The organism is Corynebacterium jeikeium, from assembly GCF_000738175.1.
In the GTDB taxonomy this organism is placed as follows: Bacteria; Actinomycetota; Actinomycetes; order Mycobacteriales; family Mycobacteriaceae; genus Corynebacterium; species Corynebacterium jeikeium_C.
The window spans coordinates 1-20,936 of the sequence record NZ_JFCH01000033.1 but is presented as its reverse complement, the minus strand read 5'-3'; the positions used below and the strand labels follow the sequence as shown (position 1 = coordinate 20,936).

Sequence of the window (20,936 nt, the reverse complement as noted above, 5' to 3'; positions counted from 1 at the left end):
ACATTCGCCGTATTTTCGGCGTCTGAGCCCGACAAACAACACAGCTTAAGACGCCGTAACTACCCAAAGCCCTCCGGAAAGAGGAGGGGAAAGGAAGTCCACGTGCTGGACGTCAACTTTTTCGATGAGCTTCGCATCGGCCTAGCGACTGCGGACGACATCCGTCGCTGGTCCCGTGGCGAGGTCAAGAAGCCTGAAACCATTAACTACCGCACCCTGAAGCCGGAGAAGGACGGCCTGTTCTGCGAGCGCATTTTCGGTCCCACCCGCGACTGGGAATGTGGCTGTGGCAAGTACAAGCGTGTGCGCTACAAGGGCATCATCTGTGAGCGCTGTGGCGTTGAGGTGACCAAGTCCAAGGTTCGCCGTGAGCGCATGGGCCACATCGAGCTGGCCGCGCCTGTTACCCACATCTGGTACTTCAAGGGCGTGCCCTCTCGCCTGGGCTACCTGCTGGACCTGGCTCCGAAGGATCTGGAAAAGATCATCTACTTCGCCGCCAACATCATCACCTCTGTGGACGAGGAGGGTCGCCACAACGACCAGTCCACCCTCGAGGCAGAGATGCTGCTGGAGAAGAAGGAAGTCGAGCAGGAGCGCGACGCGGAGCTGGCTGACCGTGCCAAGACTCTCGAGGACGACCTGGCGGAGCTGGAGGCAGCCGGCGCCAAGAGTGACGCCAAGAAGAAGGTCCAGAACGCAGCCGATCGCGAGATGCGCCACATCCGCGAGCGCGCCGAGCGTGAGATCGACCGCCTGGACGAGATCTGGAACACCTTCGTCAAGCTGGCTCCGAAGCAGATGATCGTGGATGAGAACATCTACAACGAGCTGGTCGACCGTTACGAGGATTACTTCACCGGCGGCATGGGCGCAGAGGCTATCCAGACCCTGATCCGTAGCTTCGACCTCGAGGCCGAGGCCGAGTCCCTGCGCGAGGTCATCCGTGACGGCAAGGGCCAGAAGAAGCTGCGCGCTCTGAAGCGCCTGAAGGTCGTCGCCGCATTCCTGCGTTCCGGCAACGACCCGGCAGGCATGGTTCTGGACTGCATCCCGGTTATCCCGCCGGAGCTGCGTCCGATGGTGCAGCTGGACGGCGGCCGCTTTGCGACCTCCGACCTGAACGACCTGTACCGCCGCGTAATCAACCGCAACAACCGCCTGAAGCGCATGCTGGATCTCGGCGCGCCTGAGATCATCGTGAACAACGAGAAGCGCATGCTGCAGGAGTCCGTCGACGCACTGTTCGACAACGGTCGTCGCGGCCGTCCGGTTACCGGCCCGGGCAACCGTCCGCTGAAGTCCCTGTCTGACCTGCTGAAGGGTAAGCAGGGCCGCTTCCGCCAGAACCTGCTGGGTAAGCGTGTGGACTACTCCGGCCGTTCCGTGATTATCGTCGGTCCGCAGCTGAAGCTGCACCAGTGTGGTCTGCCGAAGCTGATGGCCCTGGAGCTGTTCAAGCCGTTCGTTATGAAGCGCCTGGTGGAGAAGTCCTACGCGCAGAACATCAAGTCCGCCAAGCGCATGGTGGAGCGTCAACGCCCCGAGGTGTGGGACGTGCTGGAAGAGGCCATCGCCGAGCACCCGGTGATGCTGAACCGTGCACCGACCCTGCACCGCCTGGGTATTCAGGCCTTCGAGCCGATCCTGGTTGAGGGTAAGGCCATCCAGCTGCACCCGCTGGCCTGTGAGGCCTTCAACGCGGACTTCGACGGTGACCAGATGGCTGTTCACCTGCCGCTGTCCGCAGAGGCGCAGGCCGAGGCCCGCATCCTGATGCTGGCTTCCAACAACATTCTGTCTCCGGCATCCGGTAAGCCACTGGCTATGCCGCGCCTGGACATGGTGACCGGCCTGTACTACCTGACCCTGCTGAAGAAGCCGGAGGAGTTTGGTGGCCAGGGCGCCTACGCACCAGCCACCGAGGAAGGCCCGGCACAGGGCGTGTACTCCTCCCTGGCCGAGGCGATCATGGCTTACGACCGTGGCGTGCTGGGCCTGCAGGCTCCGATCCACGTGCGTATCAGCCACCTGCGCCCGACCGCGGAGATCGAGGCCGAACTGTTCCCGGATGGTTGGCAGCGAGGCCAGACCTGGCTGGCGGAAACCACCCTGGGTCGCGTGCTGTTCAACGAGCTGCTGCCGTGGAACTACCCATACGTAGAGGGCGTCATGGCGAAGAAGCCACAGGCTTCCGTCATTAACGATCTCGCGGCGAAGTACCCGATGATCACCGTGGCGCAGACGGTGGACAAGCTGAAGGATGCCGGCTTCTACTGGGCAACCCGCTCCGGTGTGACCATCACCATGCACGACGTGCTGGTTCTGCCGAATAAGCAGGAAGTCCTGGATAACTACGAGGCCAAGGCCCGCGTTATCGAGAAGAAGATGGCACGCGGCAAGATCAACGAGGCCGAGCGTTACCAGTCCCTGGTTGACCTGTGGAAGGAAGCTACCGACTACGTCGGTCAGTCCGTCGAGGACCTGTACCCGGATGACAACCCGATTCCGATGATCGTGAAGTCGGGTGCTGCCGGTAACATGCGTCAGATCTGGACCCTGGCCGGCATGAAGGGCATGGTTACGAACTCGCGCGGTGAGTACATCACCCGTCCGATTAAGACCTCCTTCCGCGAGGGCCTGTCCGTGCTCGAGTACTTCAACAACTCCCACGGTTCCCGTAAGGGCCTGGCCGATACCGCTCTGCGTACCGCGGACTCGGGTTACCTGACCCGTCGTCTGGTGGACGTGGCGCAGGACGTCATCGTGCGCGAGGACGACTGTGGCACCAAGCAGGGCGCTGTTGTGCCGGTGGCCGTTCCGGTTCTGGACGCCGAGGGTAAGCCGACCGGTAACTACACCGCGGCGGACTTCGTCGAAACGTCTGTTCTGGGTCGTTACCTGGCTAGTGACGCCACCGCCTCCGACGGCACCGTTATCGTCGCCGAGGGCGATGTCGTTGGCGAGGGCGAGTTGCAGGCTCTCCTCGAGGCCGGCGTGGAGGAAGTAAAGGTCCGCTCCGTGATGACCTGTGCTACCAACACCGGCGTGTGCTCCACCTGCTACGGCCGTTCCATGGCGACCGGCAAGAAGGTGGAGATCGGCGAGGCTGTCGGTATTGTTGCAGCTCAGTCCATTGGTGAGCCGGGCACGCAGCTGACGATGCGTACCTTCCACCTCGGTGGTGTCGGTGGCGACATTACCGGTGGTCTGCCGCGTGTTCAGGAGCTGTTCGAGGCTCGCGTGCCGAAGGCGAAGTCCCCGATCGCTTCGGTGGACGGCAAGGTTCGCATCGAGGACGACGACAACTTCTTCACCCTCACCATCGAGCCGGACGACGGCTCCGACGATGTGGTGTACGAGAAGCTGTCGAAGCGTCAGGGTCTGGCAACGCTGAATAACGGTGGTGCAGAGCGCCCGATCCGCGATGGCGACCACGTGAAGATGGGGCAGCAGCTGCTGAAGGGCGCTGCGGATCCGCACGAGGTCCTGCGTGTGCTCGGTCGCCGTGGCGTGCAGCAGCACCTCATCAACGAGGTGCAGAAGGTCTACCGCGATCAGGGTGTGGCTATTCACGATAAGCACATCGAGATCATCGTGCGCCAGATGCTACGCCGCGTGACGGTCATCGACTCCGGTTCGACCGAGTTCCTGCCGGGCTCCCTGGTGGATCACGCCGATGCAGTGGCAGCGTCCAAGGAAGCCGTGAAGGCTGGCGGCCGTCCGGTAGAGGTTCGTGCGGAGATCATGGGTATCACCAAGGCCTCCCTGGCCACCGAGTCCTGGCTGTCCGCCGCCTCGTTCCAGGAGACCACTCGCGTGCTCACGGACGCTGCTATCAACAAGCGTTCTGACAAGCTGATCGGCCTGAAGGAGAACGTGATCATCGGTAAGCTGATCCCGGCCGGTACGGGTATTTCCCGCTACCGCAACATCAGTGTGGAGCCGACGGAGGAGGCTCGCGCAGCGGCTTACTCCCTGCCGTCCTCCTTCGGTGATGGCTTCTACGCCGACGACACTTACGGCGAGTTCACCGGCGCTGCCGTGCCGCTGGACGACATTGATCTGATGTAGTTCGGATTTGCTTAGTGGTTGCCCGCAACTGGCGGGCGGCCAGCAGCCTTTAGCGGGCGCTTCCCCTTGTACCAGTGACTTTGTACTTGGGGAGGCGTCCGCTTTTGCGTGTCTACGGCATGCGGTGCTCTATGATGTGCTGCATGGGTATGATGTTTCGCAATTCCAAGAACTTCGGTCCGTTCCGCATTAACACCTCTTCCGGGGGCGTAGGTGGATCCACTCGCGTTGGGCCGATGCGCATTACGCAGCGTGCTGATGGCCGCCAGTCCGTGACGATCCGCACCCCGATCCGCGGCCTGAACTTCACTAAGACTTTCGGCAGCAAGCGCCGCTAACTACCTAGCGCCCGCTTCGTCTTCTTCGTTGCCGTTGCCGACCACGGATCCTCGGGCCACGGGTGCTTCGGATAGCGCCCGCGCATGTCCTTGCGCACGCCCTGGTAGGGGCCGTCCCAGAAGCTCTTCAGATCGTCGGTGACGGCCAGCTCGCGTCCCGCTGGCGATAGTAGGTGGAACAGAACTTTTTGCCCTGCGATGGTGGGGGAGCCCGCTAGGCCAAAGCATTCCTGCAGCTTGACGCGCACAATCGGCCGCCCGGTTTCGTAGTGAACCTTCGGAGCTGATCCGCTGGGGACTTCCAGCCGTTCCGGCGCGAGCTCGTCCATCTGCCCTGCCTCGGGCCACGGCAGTTGCCGCATGATCGCCTGGTAAGCGCTGATGTCGGCGATCCTTTCGCCCGCCACAACCCGTTCGGCCTCGGGCGTGTAGTCGCCTGCCGCCAGGTCCGGCCACGGTTCGCCGAGCTGCTCACGGAGGTAGTCGACTCTTTCTTTTATTCTTGACGCCCCCTCCGTCATCTGTAGCCACCCAAGCCCCTTGGCAGCCAAGGCCGCGATGGCCTGGGTTGTCTCTTCTGCACCCAGCTGATTTATGGATACTGGGGTGCTGGATAGCTCGATGGCTCCGAGGTGGCGGGTACGCCGCGCACGGAGCTTACCGTCGGCGATGCGCGCAGTGACGTCCTCCCGCACTTGCGCTAGGTCGGGTTCGTCTAGCCGGGCGGCCGCGCGGATCAGGGGAGTTCGGCCAAGCTGGACCTCCGCAACCGCCAGCCATTCGGAGCCGCCGAGCGGGCGGCGTAGCTCCGGCGCGAGGGTGGCGCGGGTGCCGGAGGCCAGTAAATACTCGGCATCCTCGCCGCTACCTCTGGCGTTGCCAGCGCTGCGGCTGCCGCTATCCACCAGCTTCGCAACGCGGTCGGGGTATGCGGAGGCTACAACCTCGCCGGAAGTGGCCGGGCCGCGGTCGTCCACCATCCGCGCGAAGCGGCGCACCTCGGAGGCCTGCGGCTTCGCCTCGGCGAGATCCCCCTGCAGGCCGGTCGACAGCGCGGCCACAACCTCGGCAGCGCCTGAGCCGTGCGCCAGCAGTGCCGCCCCGAGGCGTGGGTCGGCGGGAATGCGCGCGAGCTTCTGACCCGTCTCGGTAATCGTGCCGTTCCCGTCCAGCGCGCCCAAGGCGTGCAGTTCCCGGTTGGCTTCGGTGAGGGTAGCGGCCGGAGGGGCGTCCAGAAGAGAAATATCGGGCGACCCCCAAGCAGCGAGGGTTAGGGCGGCGGCGACGAGGTCCGACGAGAGGATCTCCGGGGTGATGTCCGGTGCGAAGTGGGAATAGTCGGCTGCGGAGTAGGCGCGATAGACCTGGCCGGGGCCGAGGCGACCGGCGCGGCCGGCACGCTGATCGGCGCTGGCCTTGGAAGTGGAGGTGGTGACCAGACCCGTCATCCCGCGGGCTTGATCACGGCGGGGTGTACGGGAAAGACCAGCGTCGATGACCGCGTGCACGCCGGGGACGGTCAGCGAGGACTCGGCGATGGAGGTGGCGACGACGATGGGGGAGCGGCCGGTCAGGGCGGCATCTTGTTCGCGTGAATCCAGGCCGCCGTGGAGCGGGGCGGAATCGGGCAGGTGAGAGCTCACCCAGTCGATCTCCTTGCGGCCGGGCACGAAGACCAGCGTGCGGTGGTCAGGATGGCCGGAATCAAGATGGTGCGAGTGAGCCTGCAGGGCGAGGTTCGCGACGTGGCGGTAGAACGCGGGCGAGCCCTGGGCGCGCTCGGGGTGCGGGTGGTATGTGACCTCGAGCGGATGGGTGACCGCTGGGGTGGAGACGATCTGCGCGCCCATATAGTCGGCGAGCTTCTGCGTGTCGACGGTGGCGGACATTGCGCAGAGGTAGAGCTCCCCGGCGGGGTCGCCTTCGCGCAGCAGGGCGACTTCCTGGCACATGGCGAGCACGAGGTCAGAATCCAGTTGGCGCTCGTGGACTTCGTCGATGAGGACCGAACCCACGCCTTCGAGTGCGGGGTCGGCCAGGAGGCGGTTGAGGAGCACGCCGGGGGTGACGAATTCCACGAGGCTGCCGGGGTGGTGTTCTCCACGGATGCTGTAGCCGACGCGGTCGCCTACGCGGGAGCCGTCGAGGTGGGCGAGGCGCCGGGCGGCGGCGCGGACGGCCACGCGGCGAGGCGCGGTGACCAGGACTTTCGGCGGGGTGGCCGAGGTGGTCGTGGAGGCTTTTGAGGGCGCCGCGACTTCGTCGGCTGTACTTGACAGAATATTGGACAGTGCGGGCGGCAGGAGGGTTGTCTTACCGGTTCCAGGGGGAGCCTCCACCACCAGTGGGCCGCGCTCCGGGATGCGCGGTAGAAGCTCGGCGGCGGGCAGGCCCGCTCCTATGGTTGCGAGGTCAAACTGGTGGGAAGGCATCGGGATAATTGTAAGCACGGTGCCAGCCAGGGAGGGACTGAGGACGCTGTTCAACCGGGAATTTGGTAGCGCAGGCAAGGTGTATTAAGCTCTACGAACGTAGATTGTATTGTCTCCGCTGGTGCAGTGGCGGCCACAAGCTAACCGAGTTAGCGCAGGCCGGTTGTGCAGCTGGGGTGCGATGCAGGGATCTCCACGTTATTGCGTGGGGTGATACACCACGGAAGAGGCCCCGTAAGGAAGAGCCCCTTATTTTTCGTGTGTGCAGATCCTTTTGAGATCCTCAAGCTACAGATGCTCAACCCGCAGGGCAGCCACTTCCGAAGTTGCGGCACTGCGCAACTGCACCGAAAAGAACCGAAAGAAAGTTCATCTATGCCAACTATTCAGCAGCTGGTCCGCAAGGGCCGCCACAGCAAGAAGTCCGAGGTTGCCACGGCAGCCCTGAAGGGCTCCCCGCAGCGCCGTGGCGTGTGCACCCGCGTGTACACCACCACCCCGAAGAAGCCGAACTCCGCACTGCGTAAGGTTGCCCGTGTTCGCCTGACCTCCGGTATCGAGGTTTCCGCCTACATCCCGGGTGAGGGCCACAACCTGCAGGAGCACTCCATGGTGCTCGTCCGCGGTGGTCGTGTGAAGGACCTCCCGGGTGTTCGTTACAAGATCGTGCGTGGTTCCCTCGACACCCAGGGTGTCAAGGACCGCAAGCAGGCACGTTCCCGCTACGGCGCTAAGAAGGAGAAGTAAACAATGCCACGTAAGGGTCCAGCACCTTCCCGACAGCTAGTCAAGGATCCAGTTTACGGCGACGTTCTCGTCTCCCAGCTGGTGAACAAGGTTCTCCTTGACGGTAAGAAGTCCACCGCAGAGCGCATCGTCTACGGCGCACTGGAGCAGTGCCGCGAGAAGACCGGTACCGATCCGATCCTCACCCTGAAGAAGGCTCTCGACAACGTCAAGCCGGCTCTTGAGGTTCGCTCCCGCCGTGTTGGTGGCGCTACCTACCAGGTGCCGGTTGAGGTTCGCCCCGGCCGTTCCACCACTCTGGCACTGCGTTGGCTGGTGACCTTCACCCGTCAGCGTCGTGAGAACACTATGACCGAGCGTCTCGCCAACGAGATCCTGGACGCATCCAACGGCCTGGGTGCATCCGTGAAGCGTCGCGAAGACACCCACAAGATGGCAGAGGCCAACCGCGCCTTCGCCCACTACCGCTGGTAGCAGCGGCTCTATAGCCTCACCGCCCAAACTTCATATCCGGGTAGTGGGGCTATAGTTTTTATTGACCGCGTGAGGGCGTCAAGAACCCCTCGACGCGACGTGACAGCACAAAGCTGGCACAATAGAACGAGTACATAATCGCCTGCGGCTTGCGGGGCTTTTTTAAAGCACTTGAAGAACAACAATGTGAACAACATGGAAGTTCCGGCCAAGTCGCTCAACAACGAAATGAGCGGGGTAACCCAGTGGCACTTGAAGCGTTGACCGACCTGAAAAAGGTCCGCAACATCGGCATCATGGCGCACATCGATGCTGGTAAGACGACCACCACGGAGCGCATCCTTTTCTACACCGGCATCAACCGTAAGGTCGGTGAGACCCACGATGGCGCCTCCACGATGGACTGGATGGAGCAGGAGAAGGAGCGCGGAATTACCATTACGTCCGCCGCTACCACCTGTTTCTGGGAAGGCAACCAGATCAACATCATCGACACCCCGGGTCACGTGGACTTCACCGTTGAGGTGGAGCGTTCCCTGCGTGTTCTGGACGGTGCCGTCGCTGTGTTCGACGCCAAGGAAGGCGTGGAGCCGCAGTCCGAGCAGGTCTGGCGCCAGGCAACCAAGTACGACGTTCCGCGTATCTGCTTCGTCAACAAGATGGACAAGCTGGGTGCGGACTTCTACTACACCGTGCAGACCATCGTTGACCGCCTGGGCGCAAAGCCGCTGGTGATGGCTCTGCCGATCGGTGCTGAGGACGACTTTGACGGCATCGTCGACCTGTTGAACATGCGCGCCCTGACCTGGCGCGGCAAGGTCGAGATCGGTACCGAGCCGACCTACGAGGAGATCCCGGAGGATCTGAAGGAGAAGGCTGAGGAGTACCGCGAGAAGCTCATCGAGACTGTTGCAGAGTCCGACGAGGAGCTCATGGAGCGCTACTTCGCCGGTGAGGAAATCACCGTCGACGAGCTGAAGGCTCAGATCCGTAAGCTGACCATCAACTCCGAGGTCTACCCGGTGTACTGTGGCTCCGCCTACAAGAACAAGGGTATCCAGCCGATGCTGGACGCTGTGATCGACTTCCTGCCGAACCCGATGGACGTTGGCTCCATCGTCGGCCACGATCCGAAGGAGCCGGAGGCCGAGAAGCTGCGCAAGCCGTCCAAGGACGAGCCGTTCTCCGCTCTGGCTTTCAAGGTGGCTGTTCACCCGTTCTTCGGCAAGCTGACCTACGTCCGCGTGTACTCCGGCTCCGTCGAGTCCGGTGCGCAGGTCACGAACTCCACCAAGGAGAAGAAGGAGCGCATCGGTAAGCTGTTCCAGATGCACTCCAACAAGGAGCAGCCGGTGGATCGCGCTTCCGCGGGTCACATCTACGCCTTCATCGGTCTGAAGGATACGACCACGGGCGACACCCTGTGTGACGCACAGGATCCGGTGATCCTGGAGTCCATGGACTTCCCGGATCCGGTTATCGAGGTGGCCATCGAGCCGAAGACCAAGTCCGACCAGGAGAAGCTGGGTACCGCCATCCAGAAGCTGGCAGAAGAGGACCCGACCTTCACCGTTAAGCTGGACGAGGAGACCGGCCAGACCGTTATCGGCGGTATGGGCGAGCTGCACCTGGACGTCCTGGTGGACCGTATGAAGCGTGAGTTCAAGGTCGAGGCAAACATCGGTAACCCGCAGGTTGCTTACCGCGAGACCATCCGCAAGCCGGTGGAGAAGCTGGAATACACCCACAAGAAGCAGACTGGTGGTTCCGGTCAGTTCGCTCGCGTTATCGTCGCGATCGAGCCTTACCAGCCGGAGGAGGGCTCCGAGGAGACCTACGAGTTCGTCAACGAGGTCACCGGTGGCCGCGTGCCGAAGGAGTACATCCCGTCCGTCGACGCTGGTATTCAGGACGCTATGCAGTACGGCTACCTGGCGGGCTTCCCGCTGGTGAACATCAAGGCCACCCTGCTGGATGGTGCTTACCACGAGGTCGACTCCTCCGAGATGGCCTTCAAGCTGGCCGGCTCTCAGGCTCTGAAGGAGGCCGTTGCTAAGGCAAAGCCGGTTCTGCTGGAGCCGCTGATGGCCGTTGAGGTCATCACGCCTGAGGAGTACATGGGCGATGTCATCGGCGACATCAACTCTCGCCGTGGCCAGGTTTCCTCCATGGACGACCGCGCTGGCGCCAAGATCGTCAAGGCTAAGGTGCCGCTGTCCGAGATGTTCGGCTACATCGGCGACCTGCGTTCCCGCACCGCCGGCCGTGCAAACTTCTCCATGATCTTCGACTCCTACGGCGAGGTTCCGACCAACGTCGCATCCGAGATCATCGCGGAGCGCACTGGCGGCAACGCTTAACCCTTAAAGCAAGACCCCAAGCAAGGTTTCTTTAGCTTTGTGACGCCCCCTCAGGCGCCCACCACCCCGGGCGCCTGTCGCGGGAACATCACGGGCCCAAGGGCCTTGCGGGGTAGGGGTCAGCACGGCGTAGCCCTGCGTCAATAAACAACCACATAGAAAACTTGATTACCCCAATGTTCGTGGGGTTTTAGGTTTGCTCCCAGAGGCAAATTTTTCTAGATGGCAAAAGTGACGTAGGATGCGGTGTGCTGGCCGTTACCCAGTTCGCGTGTAGCGCGACTGGCCTCGAAGCACAAAGTCGAGGCGAAGATGTTCGTTACACGGATAATCTGATATTCGGCAAGAAGTAAGAAAACTAGCCAGTGGGCGACCCGTAAACTGCGGGGAAGCAACTGGTTGGCAATAAAAGTTAATGTGGCTGCGAGAGTCGTAGCCACCGAGCAGTCCAGGAGGACACAAAGTGGCGAAGGCTAAGTTCGAGCGTTCCAAGCCGCACGTAAACATCGGCACCATTGGTCACGTCGACCACGGCAAGACCACCACCACTGCCGCGATCACCAAGGTTCTGGCTGACGCATTCCCCGAGGCCAACAAGTCCTTCGCTTTCGACGCCATCGATAAGGCGCCGGAGGAGAAGGAGCGTGGCATCACGATCAACATCTCCCACGTTGAGTACGAGACCGAGAAGCGCCACTACGCTCACGTTGACGCTCCGGGCCACGCTGACTACATCAAGAACATGATCACCGGTGCTGCTCAGATGGACGGCGCCATCCTGGTTGTTGCTGCAACCGATGGCCCGATGCCGCAGACCCGCGAGCACGTTCTGCTGGCTCGCCAGGTTGGCGTTCCGTACATCCTGGTTGCACTGAACAAGTGCGACATGGTTGACGATGAGGAGCTGCTGGAGCTCGTCGAGATGGAGGTCCGCGAGCTGCTGGCTGAGCAGGACTTCGACGAGGAAGCACCTGTTGTTCACATCTCCGCACTGAAGGCCCTGGAGGGCGACGAGAAGTGGGCTAAGCAGATCCTGGAGCTCATGCAGGCCTGCGACGACTCCATCCCGGATCCGGAGCGCGAGACCGACAAGCCGTTCCTGATGCCGGTTGAGGACATCTTCACCATTACCGGCCGCGGTACCGTTGTTACCGGCCGTGTTGAGCGTGGCGTCCTGAACCTGAACGACGAGGTCGAGATCCTGGGCATCCGCGAGAAGTCCACCAAGACCACCGTTACCTCCATCGAGATGTTCAACAAGCTGCTGGACACCGCAGAGGCTGGCGACAACGCCGCACTGCTGCTGCGTGGCCTGAAGCGCGAAGACGTTGAGCGTGGTCAGATCGTTGCTAAGCCGGGCGAGTACACCCCGCACACCGAGTTCGAGGGCTCCGTCTACGTTCTGTCCAAGGACGAGGGTGGCCGCCACACCCCGTTCTTCGACAACTACCGTCCGCAGTTCTACTTCCGCACCACCGACGTTACCGGTGTTGTGAAGCTGCCGGAGGGCACCGAGATGGTTATGCCGGGCGACAACGTTGACATGTCCGTCACCCTGATCCAGCCGGTTGCTATGGACGAGGGCCTGCGCTTCGCTATCCGTGAGGGTGGCCGCACCGTTGGCGCTGGTCGCGTTACCAAGATCAACAAGTAGTTTTAACTACTCACATGATCACCGCTTAGCGCTTTAGGCGCTAAACGGTTCAAGGCCCCGGGTTCCTTCAAGGAGCCCGGGGCCTTCTGCATGTCCTGGAGAGCTAGCCCCCGGACTGGTCCTGGAACTATCCCCAGGGGAAGCGATTCAACGTAGTCCAGCTGAGAACGTTGTTCTTGCCAGAAGTGGGCACGGCGATACTGAGGGCGTCCGCAATATAGCGATCCTCACTCATCTCCAACGGCGTGCCCTTCGCATCGCGCGAGAGGCGCCGGTGCACCAGAACAGGGTCGCCGGTCTCGAGGGGTAGCCACCGCGCATCGACCTCCCCGGCTTTCGCAGCGGAAAACACGTTGTCGGCGGCGAAGAAGTGAATATGGTGCCGGGCTGCCAGCTCGTTGGTCACGGACGGGCAGGTGGGATCCATCGGCTGGACCTTGGCGCCGACCCAGGCGGGGTAGCGGGTGCGCTCCAGCATGATGGGGGAGCCGTCGATGGTGCGCACGCGCAGCACTTTCAGGACTTTCTCTCCCGCGGGCACGCGCAGCAGCTCGACATCTTTCTCCGTCTGCTCGACCCATTCCTGGTGGATCACGTGGCCGCCTGGGGTACGCCCGCGACCGTAGGCCCACTGGGCGAAACTGCGAAACTTCGAGATCTCGGGGAAGCGGGCGGGCATGCGCAGCACGACCTTCCGCGCACCCCGCTTGGAACTTAAGGTGCCTTCGTCCACCAGCTGATTGAGCGCCTGTCGCATGGTTCCGGGGGCGACGTCGAAGCGTTCGGCCAGGACCCTTTCGCTAGGTATGGCCTCGCCAACCTGGAAACGCCCGTTGCGAATGTCCTCGCGCAGTTGCCGGGCGATTTGCTCGTAACGGGTGGACATTTATTTGTCTCCCTCGCGGTACCCTCGCCGAAACTCTTGCGGCAACTTATGGAGCAACGTGTTGCGTAGGTTGCCGGCGAAGCGCCCGGCGTTGCGGGCGAAGTTCTCAGCCACCCCCATGGCTTGCTCGGCGACATCCATCGCCTGCTCGGCCTTGTCCTCGGGGATGAAGCTAGGCCGGTGCTCGCGGACTTGGCGGCGCAGGCGAGCGCGCCGATCCCAGGCTTCGTCTAGGGCGCGCAGAGCGTCGATCAGCTCGGCGTCCGTCCCTCCCGCGTCGGGGTGGTGTTTCCGCACCAGGGCGCGCCGTTGCCGCTGGTACTCGGGATTGTTGCGGTAGTCGCTCATTGCTGTTCCTTCTTTAGGTGACGCCACCTCAAGGCCATGCATGTGAAGTCTGTACTTACGTGGCGATTCTAGTGCTCAAAGGGCTACGGAAGTAATAGGTAACCGGCGCGTAGGGGCGTCAAAAAGAAAAAGACAGAAGTGATTTGGTTTCGGCGCGCCCGGTGTGGTTGAATACTTGACGTTGCTTTAACACGGCACATGAGGCCAGCAGCGCAGCAGCGAGGCTGGACCAAGAAGGTGTCGATGGTGAAGTGAGCATGATCCATCGTCGGTGAAGAACCTCGCGAAAGTGATCCGCAAAGGTCACAGCGGGGCTGCTTTGCTGTGCGGTACTTAAAAGCGGAAAGGCGACACGCCCGACCGCGGGTGCCGGAGGATGGGGCATGGTAAATGAACAGCGGCAGTAAGCGAAGGGATTCCCTTCCGACAAGGCGCGGAACACGTTTCCAAGCTTGTACTCCATATATTTCGTATATAAGGCCTCGGTAAAACGAATCCGGCCATGGAGCAAGCTAAAGGGGCGGGAACCGGGTGTTGTTACATCACTTGATAAACCAAGTGCGTATGGCGTGTGTTCATTAAAACCGAATGACCCGCTATCCGTCGATGGCACAAACAAGTAAATGTAAGACACAAGCGACACTGGCGACTGGACCAGGCCCCAAGGCCGGACAGCGTTAAGACTAAGACAGATAAGAAGCGTGACTACCAGCTGTTTTAAATAGCAGGGAAGCGCTTTGAAGGAAGAGGACAAGCGTGGCGGGACAGAAGATCCGCATTAGGCTCAAGGCCTACGATCACGAGGCTATCGACGCTTCTGCCAAGAAGATCGTCGAGACGGTTACCCGTACCGGCGCTCGTGTTGTCGGCCCAGTGCCACTGCCAACTGAAAAGAACGTGTACTGCGTCATCCGCTCTCCGCACAAGTACAAGGACTCGCGCGAGCACTTTGAGATGCGTACGCACAAGCGTCTGATCGACATTCTCGACCCAACCCCGAAGACCGTTGACGCCCTCATGCGCATCGATCTTCCGGCCAGCGTCGACGTCAACATTCAGTAAGCGGCAAACGAGTCTGAACTACTGAAACGGCAGCGGAAGAGAAACTATGAGTGATATTGAGATCAAGGGCATCCTGGGCAAGAAGCTCGGCATGACTCAGATCTTCGACGAGGAAAACCGTGTTGTACCGGTTACCGTCGTCGAGGCTGGGCCCTGTGTCGTAACCCAGGTGCGTTCCAAGGAAACCGACGGCTACGAGGCCGTACAGATCGCCTTCGGCGAGATCGACCCGCGCAAGGTAAACAAGCCTGCAGCTGGTCACTTCAAGAAGGCTGGCGTGACTCCGCGCCGCCACGTTGCTGAGATCCGCGTTGCAGACGCATCCAGCTACGAGGTTGGCCAGGACGTCACCGTAGACATCTTCAACGATGTCAAGTTCGTCGACGTGACGGGCACCACCAAGGGCAAGGGCTACGCCGGCGGCATGAAGCGCCACGGCTTCGCCGGCCAGGGTGCTGCTCACGGTAACCAGGCCGCTCACCGCCGCGTGGGCTCCATCGGACAGGCAGCCACCCCCGGCCGCGTGTTCAAGGGCAAGCGCATGGCAGGCCGCATGGGTAACAACCGCGTTACCCAGCAGAACCTGAAGCTGGCCAAGGTCGACGCAGAGTCCAACCTGCTCCTGATCAAGGGTGCAGTTCCGGGTGTCAACGGCGGCCTCGTCGTTGTCAAGACCGCAGTGAAGGGCGGTGCACACGCATGAGCAATCTAAAGCTTGATGTCCACACCGCTGACGGTAAGACCAACGGCACGGTCGAGCTGCCCGCATCCATCTTCGATGCAGAGGCCAGCGTCGCACTGATGCACCAGGTTGTTACCGCTCAGCTCGCAGCAAAGCGTCAGGGTACCCACGCTACGAAGACTCGTGGCATGGTGTCCGGCGGTGGCCGTAAGCCGTTCCGCCAGAAGGGCACCGGTCGCGCACGTCAGGGCTCCATCCGCGCTCCCCACTTCACCGGTGGTGGCACGGTCCACGGCCCGCAGCCGCGTGACTACTCCCAGCGCACTCCGAAGAAGATGAAGGCCGCTGCTCTGCGCGGCGCGCTGACCGATCGCGTGCGTCACGACCGTATCCACGTGGTTGAGGAGCTGGTCCCGGGCCAGACCCCGTCCACCAAGGCTGCACGCGCCTTCATCGAGCGTCTGACGGACCGCAAGTCCGTGCTGGTCGTCCTGACCCGCGAAGACGTCACCGCATGGAAGTCCGTGAACAACCTGCCGCAGGTGCACACCCTGGTCAACGACCAGCTGAACACCTACGACGTTCTGAACGCGGACGACGTTGTGTTCTCCGTGGAGGCACTGAACGCTTTCATCAACGCCGCTGATAAGACCAAGGAGGAGGCAAAGTGAGCACTGTAGCTGATCCTCGCGATATCATCATCGCCCCGGTCGTATCTGAGAAGTCCTACGGCCTGATGGAGCAGAACGTCTACACGTTCCTGGTTCACCCCAGCTCTAACAAGACCCAAATCAAGATTGCCGTCGAGCAGATCTTTGGTGTGAAGGTCGCCAGCGTTAACACCGTTAACCGTGAGGGCAAGCGTAAGCGCACCCGCACCGGCTACGGCCAGCGCAAGGCAACCAAGCGCGCCATGGTGACCCTGGTCGCCGGCAGCGATCCGATCGACATCTTCGGTGGTGCGACCGCCTAAGGCGGCCGGACACCGAAAGGTAAAGAGGAAGCAAAAGTATGGCTATTCGTAAGTACAAGCCGACTACGCCGGGTCGCCGCCAGAGTTCTGTCTCCGAGTTCGCGGAAATTACCCGTTCGACTCCCGAGAAGTCTCTGCTGCGCCCGCTGTCGAAGACCGGTGGCCGTAACGTTCACGGCCACATCACGACCCGTCACAAGGGTGGCGGCCACAAGCGCCGCTACCGCGTTATCGACTTCCGTCGTAACGACAAGGACGGCGTGATCGCCAAGGTCGCTCACATCGAGTACGACCCGAACCGCACCGCTAACATTGCGCTGCTGCACTACCGCGATGGCGAGAAGCGTTACATCATCGCCCCCCGCGGCCTGAAGCAGGGCACGCTGCTGGAGTCCGGCCCGAACGCCGACATCAAGGTTGGCAACAACCTGCCACTGCGCAACATCCCGACCGGTACCACCATCCACGCTGTGGAGCTGAAGCCGGGCGGCGGCGCCAAGATGGCTCGTTCCGCTGGTGCCTCCATCCAGCTGCTGGGTAAGGAAGGCAAGTACGCAGTTCTGCGTATGCCGTCTTCCGAGATCCGTCGCGTAGACATTCGCTGCCGCGCCACCATCGGCGAGGTCGGCAACCAGGAGCAGATCAACATCCGCTGGGGCAAGGCCGGCCGTATGCGCTGGAAGGGCGTACGCCCGACCGTCCGCGGTGTTGTTATGAACCCGGTTGACCACCCGCACGGTGGTGGTGAGGGTAAGACCTCCGGTGGTCGTCACCCTGTGTCTCCTTGGGGTCAGCCTGAGGGACGCACCCGCAAGCCGAACCGTCCCAGCGACCGGATGATCGTTCGCCGTCGTCGCTCCAACAAGAACAAGAAGCGCTAAGAGGAGGTAGTAGAGAATGCCACGCAGCCTGAAGAAGGGCCCATTCGTCGACGAACACCTCCTTGCGAAGGTGGACGCTCAGAACGAAAAGGGCAACAAGAACGTCATCAAGACGTGGTCCCGTCGCTCGACCATTCTCCCCGATTTCATCGGCCACACTTTCGCCGTCCACGACGGTCGCAAGCACGTGCCGGTGTTCATCGATGATTCCATGGTCGGTCACAAGCTAGGTGAGTTCGCTCCTACGAAGACCTTCAAGGGTCACGTCAAGGACGACAAGAAGGGTCGTCGATAATCATGTCTGACACCGTAACCACCGCACGCGCTACCGCGCGTTTCGTCCGCGTCACTCCGATGAAGGCACGCCGCGTGATCGACACGATCCGTGGCAAGTCCGTCGAGGACGCACTGGCGATCCTGAAGTACGCTCCGCAGGCCGCTTCCGAGCCGGTCGCGAAGGTCGTTGCTTCGGCCGCCGCCAACGCCGAGAACAACTTCGGCTTGGACCCGCAGACGCTGGTCGTCTCTGAGGCTTACGCCGACGAGGGCCCGACCATGCGCCGTTTCCGCCCCCGCGCCCAGGGTCGTGCATTCCACGTCCGCAAGCGCACCAGCCACATCACTGTGGTCGTCGAGAGCCAGAAGGGAAGTGCTCAGTAGTGGGCCAGAAAATCCACCCCCACGGCCTCCGGCTGGGTATCACTTCCGAGTGGCGCTCCCGCTGGTACGCCGACAAGCAGTACGCTGACTACCTCGCCGAGGACATCAAGATCCGCGACTTCCTGTCCGAGGGTCTTGACCGCGCCGGCATTGCCAACGTTGTCATCGAGCGCACCCACGACCGGGTTCGCGTTGACATCCACACTGCCCGCCCGGGCATCGTGATTGGCCGCCGCGGCTCCGAGGCTGACCGCATCCGCGGCCAGCTGGAGAAGCTCACCGGCAAGCAGGTTCAGCTGAACATCCTCGAAGTCAAGAACATCGATGCCAACGCACAGCTGGTAGCACAGTCCATCGCTGAGCAGCTGACCAACCGCGTTGCCTTCCGTCGCGCTATGCGCAAGGCAATCCAGGGCGCAATGCGCCAGCCGCAGGTCAAGGGCATCAAGGTTGTTTGCTCCGGTCGCCTGGGCGGCGCGGAGATGGGCCGCACCGAGCGCTACCACGAGGGTCGCGTTCCGCTGCACACCCTCCGCGCTGAGATCGACTACGGCACCTACGAGGCCCACACCACCTTCGGACGCATTGGCGTCAAGGTGTGGATCTACAAGGGTGACGTCGTCGGCGGCCGTCGCGAGAGCCTGATGAATGCACGCGACGAGCGCCCGTCTCGCGGTCGTCGTGAGCGTCCACGTCGCGGTGGCGCACGTCGCCAGCGCGCTGAGCAGAAGCAGGAGGGCTAAGACACATGCTTATCCCGAAGCGCGTTAAGTACCGTCGCCAGCACCGCCCGACCCGTCGTGGCGTGTCCAAGGGCGGTAACCGCGTAACGTTCGGCGACTACGGCCTGCAGGCCCTGGAGCCGACCTACATCACCAACCGTCAGATCGAGTCCGCTCGTATCGCCATTAACCGCCACATGAAGCGTGGTGGCAAGGTGTGGATCAACATCTTCCCGGATCGTCCGCTGACCCAGAAGCCGCTTGGCGTGCGTATGGGTTCCGGTAAGGGCCCCGTGGAGAAGTGGGTTGCCAACATCAAGCCGGGTCGTATCCTCTTCGAGGCCTCTTACCCGAACGAAGAGGTCGCCCTGGAGGCACTGCGCCGTGCTGGTAACAAGCTGCCCTGCAAGGTTCGCATCGTGAAGAAGGAGGATCAGTTCTAATGGCTACCGGAACTCCGGCACATGAGCTCCGCGAGCTCAACAACGAAGAGCTGACCACCCGCCTGCGTGAGGCGAAGGAAGAGCTGTTCAACCTTCGCTTCCAGGCTGCGACCGGCCAGCTGACCAACAACCGTCGTCTGGGTGTTGTCAAGCGCGACATCGCCCGCATCTACACCGTCCTGCGCGAGCGCGAGCTCGGGCTGTCTACCAACCCGGGTGGTGACGCAGCATGAGTGAGGCAACCGTGAATGACAACGCAGCTGTGAAGAACGAGAAGGGCGCCCGCAAGGTTCGCTCCGGATACGTTGTTTCCACCAAGATGAACAAGACCATTGTGGTCGAGCTTGAGGACCGCAAGCAGCACGCACTGTACGGCAAGATCATGCGCCGTAACTCCCGCGTGAAGGTCCACGATGAGAACGAGACCGCCGGCGTAGGCGACCGCGTTCGCATCGAGGAGACCCGCCCGCTGTCCAAGGACAAGCACTTCCGCCTGACCGAGATCATCGAGAAGGCTCGCTAGTCCCTGCAGCTCTGAGAGCTCAGCCTGCTATGGCAGCTACGGCTGCTTAGGCGGCTGTAGCGCTAGACCCCCTCCCGCACTTGAACTGCTCCCCATTAGTTGGACTGAGAAATCAGTTACCGACTAGTGGGGAGTAGTTTTCATTGAGAGCACGAAGTTCGCTGAGTGAGCATCAGCGTGAGCAGCTGGTGGAGTGTTTCGAGCAAGGCATGGGCTGTGCTGCCGCTGCCAATGCTCTTGGTGTCTCCAAATACGGTCAAGTCCGGTGTAGTGGTGTAGCCGTTTGTGCTTTCGGCTCGATATGAAGTTCGGGGCTTGGTTAGGCGGTTAGCTGGTGGTGGTCGTCACGATGTTCTCCTGGGTGGTGCATGAGGTGCTTGGTGTGTTCGAGTGCGGTCAGTGACATGTAGCGTTTTTGTTGGATCCAGTCGTCGTGTTGCTCGGCTAGGACCGCACCGACAAGCCGGATGATGGATTCACGGTTTGGGAAAATGCCGACGACGTCGGTGCGCCGGCGGATCTCACGGTTTAACCGTTCTGTGGGGTTGTTTGACCACACCTTCGTCCAGACTGGTTTCGGCGCTGCGGTAAACGCCAGTACTTCATCGAGTGATTCCTCCAAATACGCCGCGACGTGAGGGAATTTCGGCTCCAGTAGGTCGACAACTTCGCGGGCTTGAGCCCAAGTGGATGTGGCGTCAGGTTGCTGGAAGATTGTCTGGAACATCGCAGAGACCATCGGCCATTGTGTTTTCGGGACCTTTTCGTAGAGGTTCTTCGCGAAATGGGTGCGGCACCGCTGCCACGACGCATTGGGCAGCACTTCGGAAATGGCGTGCTGGATGCCTTCGTGGGCATCACTTGTGATAAGGAATACCCCAGTAAGTCCGCGGGCTTTTAAGTCCTGGAAGAAGCCTTTCCACGACGCGTTGGATTCCGCGGTGGCGACGTGCATGCCGAGCATTTCGCGATACCCGTCGGCGTTGACTCCGGTGGCAAGCAGCACTGAGCATTTGACCACCCGGCCGCCTTCACGGACTTTGATCGTGAGCGCATCGCACGATAAAAAGGCGTACCCGCCGGGGTCTAGTGGGCGGTTTTTGAAGTCTGCGACCATGTCGTCGAGTTCTTCTGACATGCGTGAGACTTGCGATTTCGACATGCTGGAAATCCCAAGCGTAGCCACCAGATCATTCATCCTGCGGGTGGAAACCCCTTTAAGGTAGCACGTGGCGATCACAGTCGATAAGGCTCGTTCTGCTCGTGAGCGGCGCTCTAACAGCCAGTCTGGGAAGAACGCGCCGTGGCGCAGTTTCGGCACCGCCACGTCGATCGTGCCGACACGGGTGTCAAGGTCGCGGTGGCGATACCCGTTGCGGTGGTTGACCCGCTCGGTGGATACAACTCCGTATTCGGCGCCGCAGACGGTGTCAGCCTGGGCGGAGAGGATCTGGTTGATAAACCCTTGCAGCATCTGGCGCATCAAATCCGGAGACGCTTGGGCCAGCAAATCATCCAGATAGGTTGTCGGGTCGATAGAATACGGTGCAGCGGTCATCGTCATAGGCCTTTCGGTGAGATGTGGTAGTTGAGTCGAAAGGCTAACTGGCGGTGGCCGCCCACTACTTTCCGGGACCCACCATCAGCAAGCGTTACACCACACTAAGGGACGCAACC

The 20,936-nt window shown here is 61.6% G+C and carries 22 protein-coding genes; 17 read left to right on the top strand and 5 right to left on the bottom strand.

The features are described 5' to 3' along the window. Window positions 1–102 precede the first annotated feature (102 nt). Together JQ46_RS05500 and JQ46_RS05495 are read left to right on the top strand one after the other, a co-directional pair. A complete protein-coding gene (locus JQ46_RS05500) occupies window positions 103–4,074 on the top strand; it encodes a DNA-directed RNA polymerase subunit beta' (RefSeq protein WP_034986222.1) in 3,972 nt (1,323 codons plus the stop codon). 143 nt (window positions 4,075–4,217) lie between these two features. Further along, a complete protein-coding gene (locus tag JQ46_RS05495) occupies window positions 4,218–4,412 on the top strand; it encodes a DUF4236 domain-containing protein (RefSeq protein WP_034986220.1) in 195 nt (64 codons plus the stop codon). Here JQ46_RS05495 and JQ46_RS05490 read toward each other — a convergent pair. Then, on the bottom strand, window positions 4,409–6,844 hold the full coding sequence (locus JQ46_RS05490; protein ID WP_034986218.1) for an ATP-dependent RNA helicase: 2,436 nt from the start codon (window positions 6,842–6,844) through the stop codon (window positions 4,409–4,411). The two genes, JQ46_RS05495 and JQ46_RS05490, sit on opposite strands and share 4 nt — an antisense overlap. 375 nt (window positions 6,845–7,219) lie before the next feature. Here JQ46_RS05490 and rpsL point away from each other — a divergent pair, with 375 nt between their 5' ends. The 4 genes from rpsL to tuf all read left to right on the top strand — a co-directional run bounded on the left by rpsL (window position 7,220) and on the right by tuf (window position 12,079). After that, a complete protein-coding gene (rpsL, locus tag JQ46_RS05485) occupies window positions 7,220–7,591 on the top strand; it encodes a 30S ribosomal protein S12 (protein ID WP_034986217.1) in 372 nt (123 codons plus the stop codon). 3 nt (window positions 7,592–7,594) lie between these two features. Next, on the top strand, window positions 7,595–8,065 hold the full coding sequence (gene rpsG / locus JQ46_RS05480) for a 30S ribosomal protein S7 (protein WP_005291999.1): 471 nt from the start codon (window positions 7,595–7,597) through the stop codon (window positions 8,063–8,065). Between the two features lie 245 nt (window positions 8,066–8,310). Next, entirely contained in the window at window positions 8,311–10,425 is a 2,115-nt protein-coding gene (gene fusA / locus JQ46_RS05475; protein WP_034986215.1) for an elongation factor G, read from the top strand. 463 nt (window positions 10,426–10,888) lie between these two features. Next, the gene (tuf, locus tag JQ46_RS05470; RefSeq protein ID WP_034986213.1) at window positions 10,889–12,079 is read left to right on the top strand and encodes an elongation factor Tu; all 1,191 of its coding nucleotides are present in this window, start codon (window positions 10,889–10,891) and stop codon (window positions 12,077–12,079) included. Window positions 12,080–12,206: 127 nt separating this feature from the next. Here tuf and JQ46_RS05465 read toward each other — a convergent pair whose 3' ends face one another. The 3 genes from JQ46_RS05465 to JQ46_RS11255 all read right to left on the bottom strand — a co-directional run bounded on the left by JQ46_RS05465 (window position 12,207) and on the right by JQ46_RS11255 (window position 13,947). Continuing rightward, complete coding sequence (locus tag JQ46_RS05465) at window positions 12,207–12,965, bottom strand: GntR family transcriptional regulator (protein ID WP_034986210.1); 759 nt, start codon at window positions 12,963–12,965, stop codon at window positions 12,207–12,209. Next, window positions 12,966–13,313, bottom strand: coding sequence for a hypothetical protein (locus tag JQ46_RS05460; protein WP_034986208.1), 348 nt, complete (start codon window positions 13,311–13,313; stop codon window positions 12,966–12,968). 118 nt (window positions 13,314–13,431) lie between these two features. After that, on the bottom strand, window positions 13,432–13,947 hold the full coding sequence (locus tag JQ46_RS11255) for a hypothetical protein (RefSeq protein WP_155271104.1): 516 nt from the start codon (window positions 13,945–13,947) through the stop codon (window positions 13,432–13,434). 122 nt (window positions 13,948–14,069) lie between these two features. Between JQ46_RS11255 and rpsJ the strand changes: the two genes are divergently transcribed. Genes rpsJ through rpsQ form a run of 11 tightly spaced genes read left to right on the top strand, consistent with a single transcriptional unit; the run spans window position 14,070 to window position 19,259 of the window. Further along, entirely contained in the window at window positions 14,070–14,375 is a 306-nt protein-coding gene (rpsJ, locus tag JQ46_RS05455) for a 30S ribosomal protein S10 (RefSeq protein WP_010120790.1), read from the top strand. Between the two features lie 46 nt (window positions 14,376–14,421). Beyond that, window positions 14,422–15,078 carry a 50S ribosomal protein L3 gene (rplC, locus tag JQ46_RS05450; RefSeq protein ID WP_034986206.1) on the top strand — a complete coding sequence of 219 codons (657 nt, stop codon included), beginning with the start codon at window positions 14,422–14,424 and terminating at the stop codon, window positions 15,076–15,078. After that, window positions 15,075–15,728, top strand: coding sequence for a 50S ribosomal protein L4 (gene rplD, locus JQ46_RS05445; RefSeq protein ID WP_011274166.1), 654 nt, complete (start codon window positions 15,075–15,077; stop codon window positions 15,726–15,728). The genes rplC and rplD overlap by 4 nt, the downstream gene beginning before the upstream one ends. Continuing rightward, window positions 15,725–16,030: a 50S ribosomal protein L23 gene (gene rplW / locus JQ46_RS05440; RefSeq protein WP_011274165.1), complete on the top strand. Its 306-nt coding sequence runs from the start codon at window positions 15,725–15,727 to the stop codon at window positions 16,028–16,030. The genes rplD and rplW overlap by 4 nt, the downstream gene beginning before the upstream one ends. A gap of 38 nt (window positions 16,031–16,068) precedes the next feature. Further along, entirely contained in the window at window positions 16,069–16,911 is an 843-nt protein-coding gene (rplB, locus tag JQ46_RS05435) for a 50S ribosomal protein L2 (protein ID WP_034986205.1), read from the top strand. Window positions 16,912–16,927: 16 nt separating this feature from the next. After that, complete coding sequence (gene rpsS, locus JQ46_RS05430) at window positions 16,928–17,206, top strand: 30S ribosomal protein S19 (RefSeq protein WP_005291963.1); 279 nt, start codon at window positions 16,928–16,930, stop codon at window positions 17,204–17,206. A gap of 2 nt (window positions 17,207–17,208) precedes the next feature. Beyond that, the gene (rplV, locus tag JQ46_RS05425; protein WP_005291960.1) at window positions 17,209–17,571 is read left to right on the top strand and encodes a 50S ribosomal protein L22; all 363 of its coding nucleotides are present in this window, start codon (window positions 17,209–17,211) and stop codon (window positions 17,569–17,571) included. Continuing rightward, window positions 17,571–18,314 carry a 30S ribosomal protein S3 gene (gene rpsC, locus JQ46_RS05420; RefSeq protein WP_005291959.1) on the top strand — a complete coding sequence of 248 codons (744 nt, stop codon included), beginning with the start codon at window positions 17,571–17,573 and terminating at the stop codon, window positions 18,312–18,314. Before rplV ends, rpsC begins: the two co-directional genes overlap by 1 nt. A gap of 5 nt (window positions 18,315–18,319) precedes the next feature. Continuing rightward, complete coding sequence (gene rplP / locus JQ46_RS05415) at window positions 18,320–18,736, top strand: 50S ribosomal protein L16 (RefSeq protein ID WP_005291957.1); 417 nt, start codon at window positions 18,320–18,322, stop codon at window positions 18,734–18,736. After that, window positions 18,736–18,969 carry a 50S ribosomal protein L29 gene (gene rpmC / locus JQ46_RS05410; protein ID WP_005291954.1) on the top strand — a complete coding sequence of 78 codons (234 nt, stop codon included), beginning with the start codon at window positions 18,736–18,738 and terminating at the stop codon, window positions 18,967–18,969. The genes rplP and rpmC overlap by 1 nt, the downstream gene beginning before the upstream one ends. Beyond that, window positions 18,966–19,259: a 30S ribosomal protein S17 gene (gene rpsQ, locus JQ46_RS05405; protein WP_034971073.1), complete on the top strand. Its 294-nt coding sequence runs from the start codon at window positions 18,966–18,968 to the stop codon at window positions 19,257–19,259. The genes rpmC and rpsQ overlap by 4 nt, the downstream gene beginning before the upstream one ends. Window positions 19,260–19,578: 319 nt before the next feature. Here the strand turns inward: rpsQ and JQ46_RS05400 are convergent, their stop codons facing one another. Beyond that, window positions 19,579–20,817, bottom strand: coding sequence for an IS256-like element IS3506 family transposase (locus tag JQ46_RS05400; RefSeq protein ID WP_192817224.1), 1,239 nt, complete (start codon window positions 20,815–20,817; stop codon window positions 19,579–19,581). Window positions 20,818–20,936: the final 119 nt, after the last annotated feature.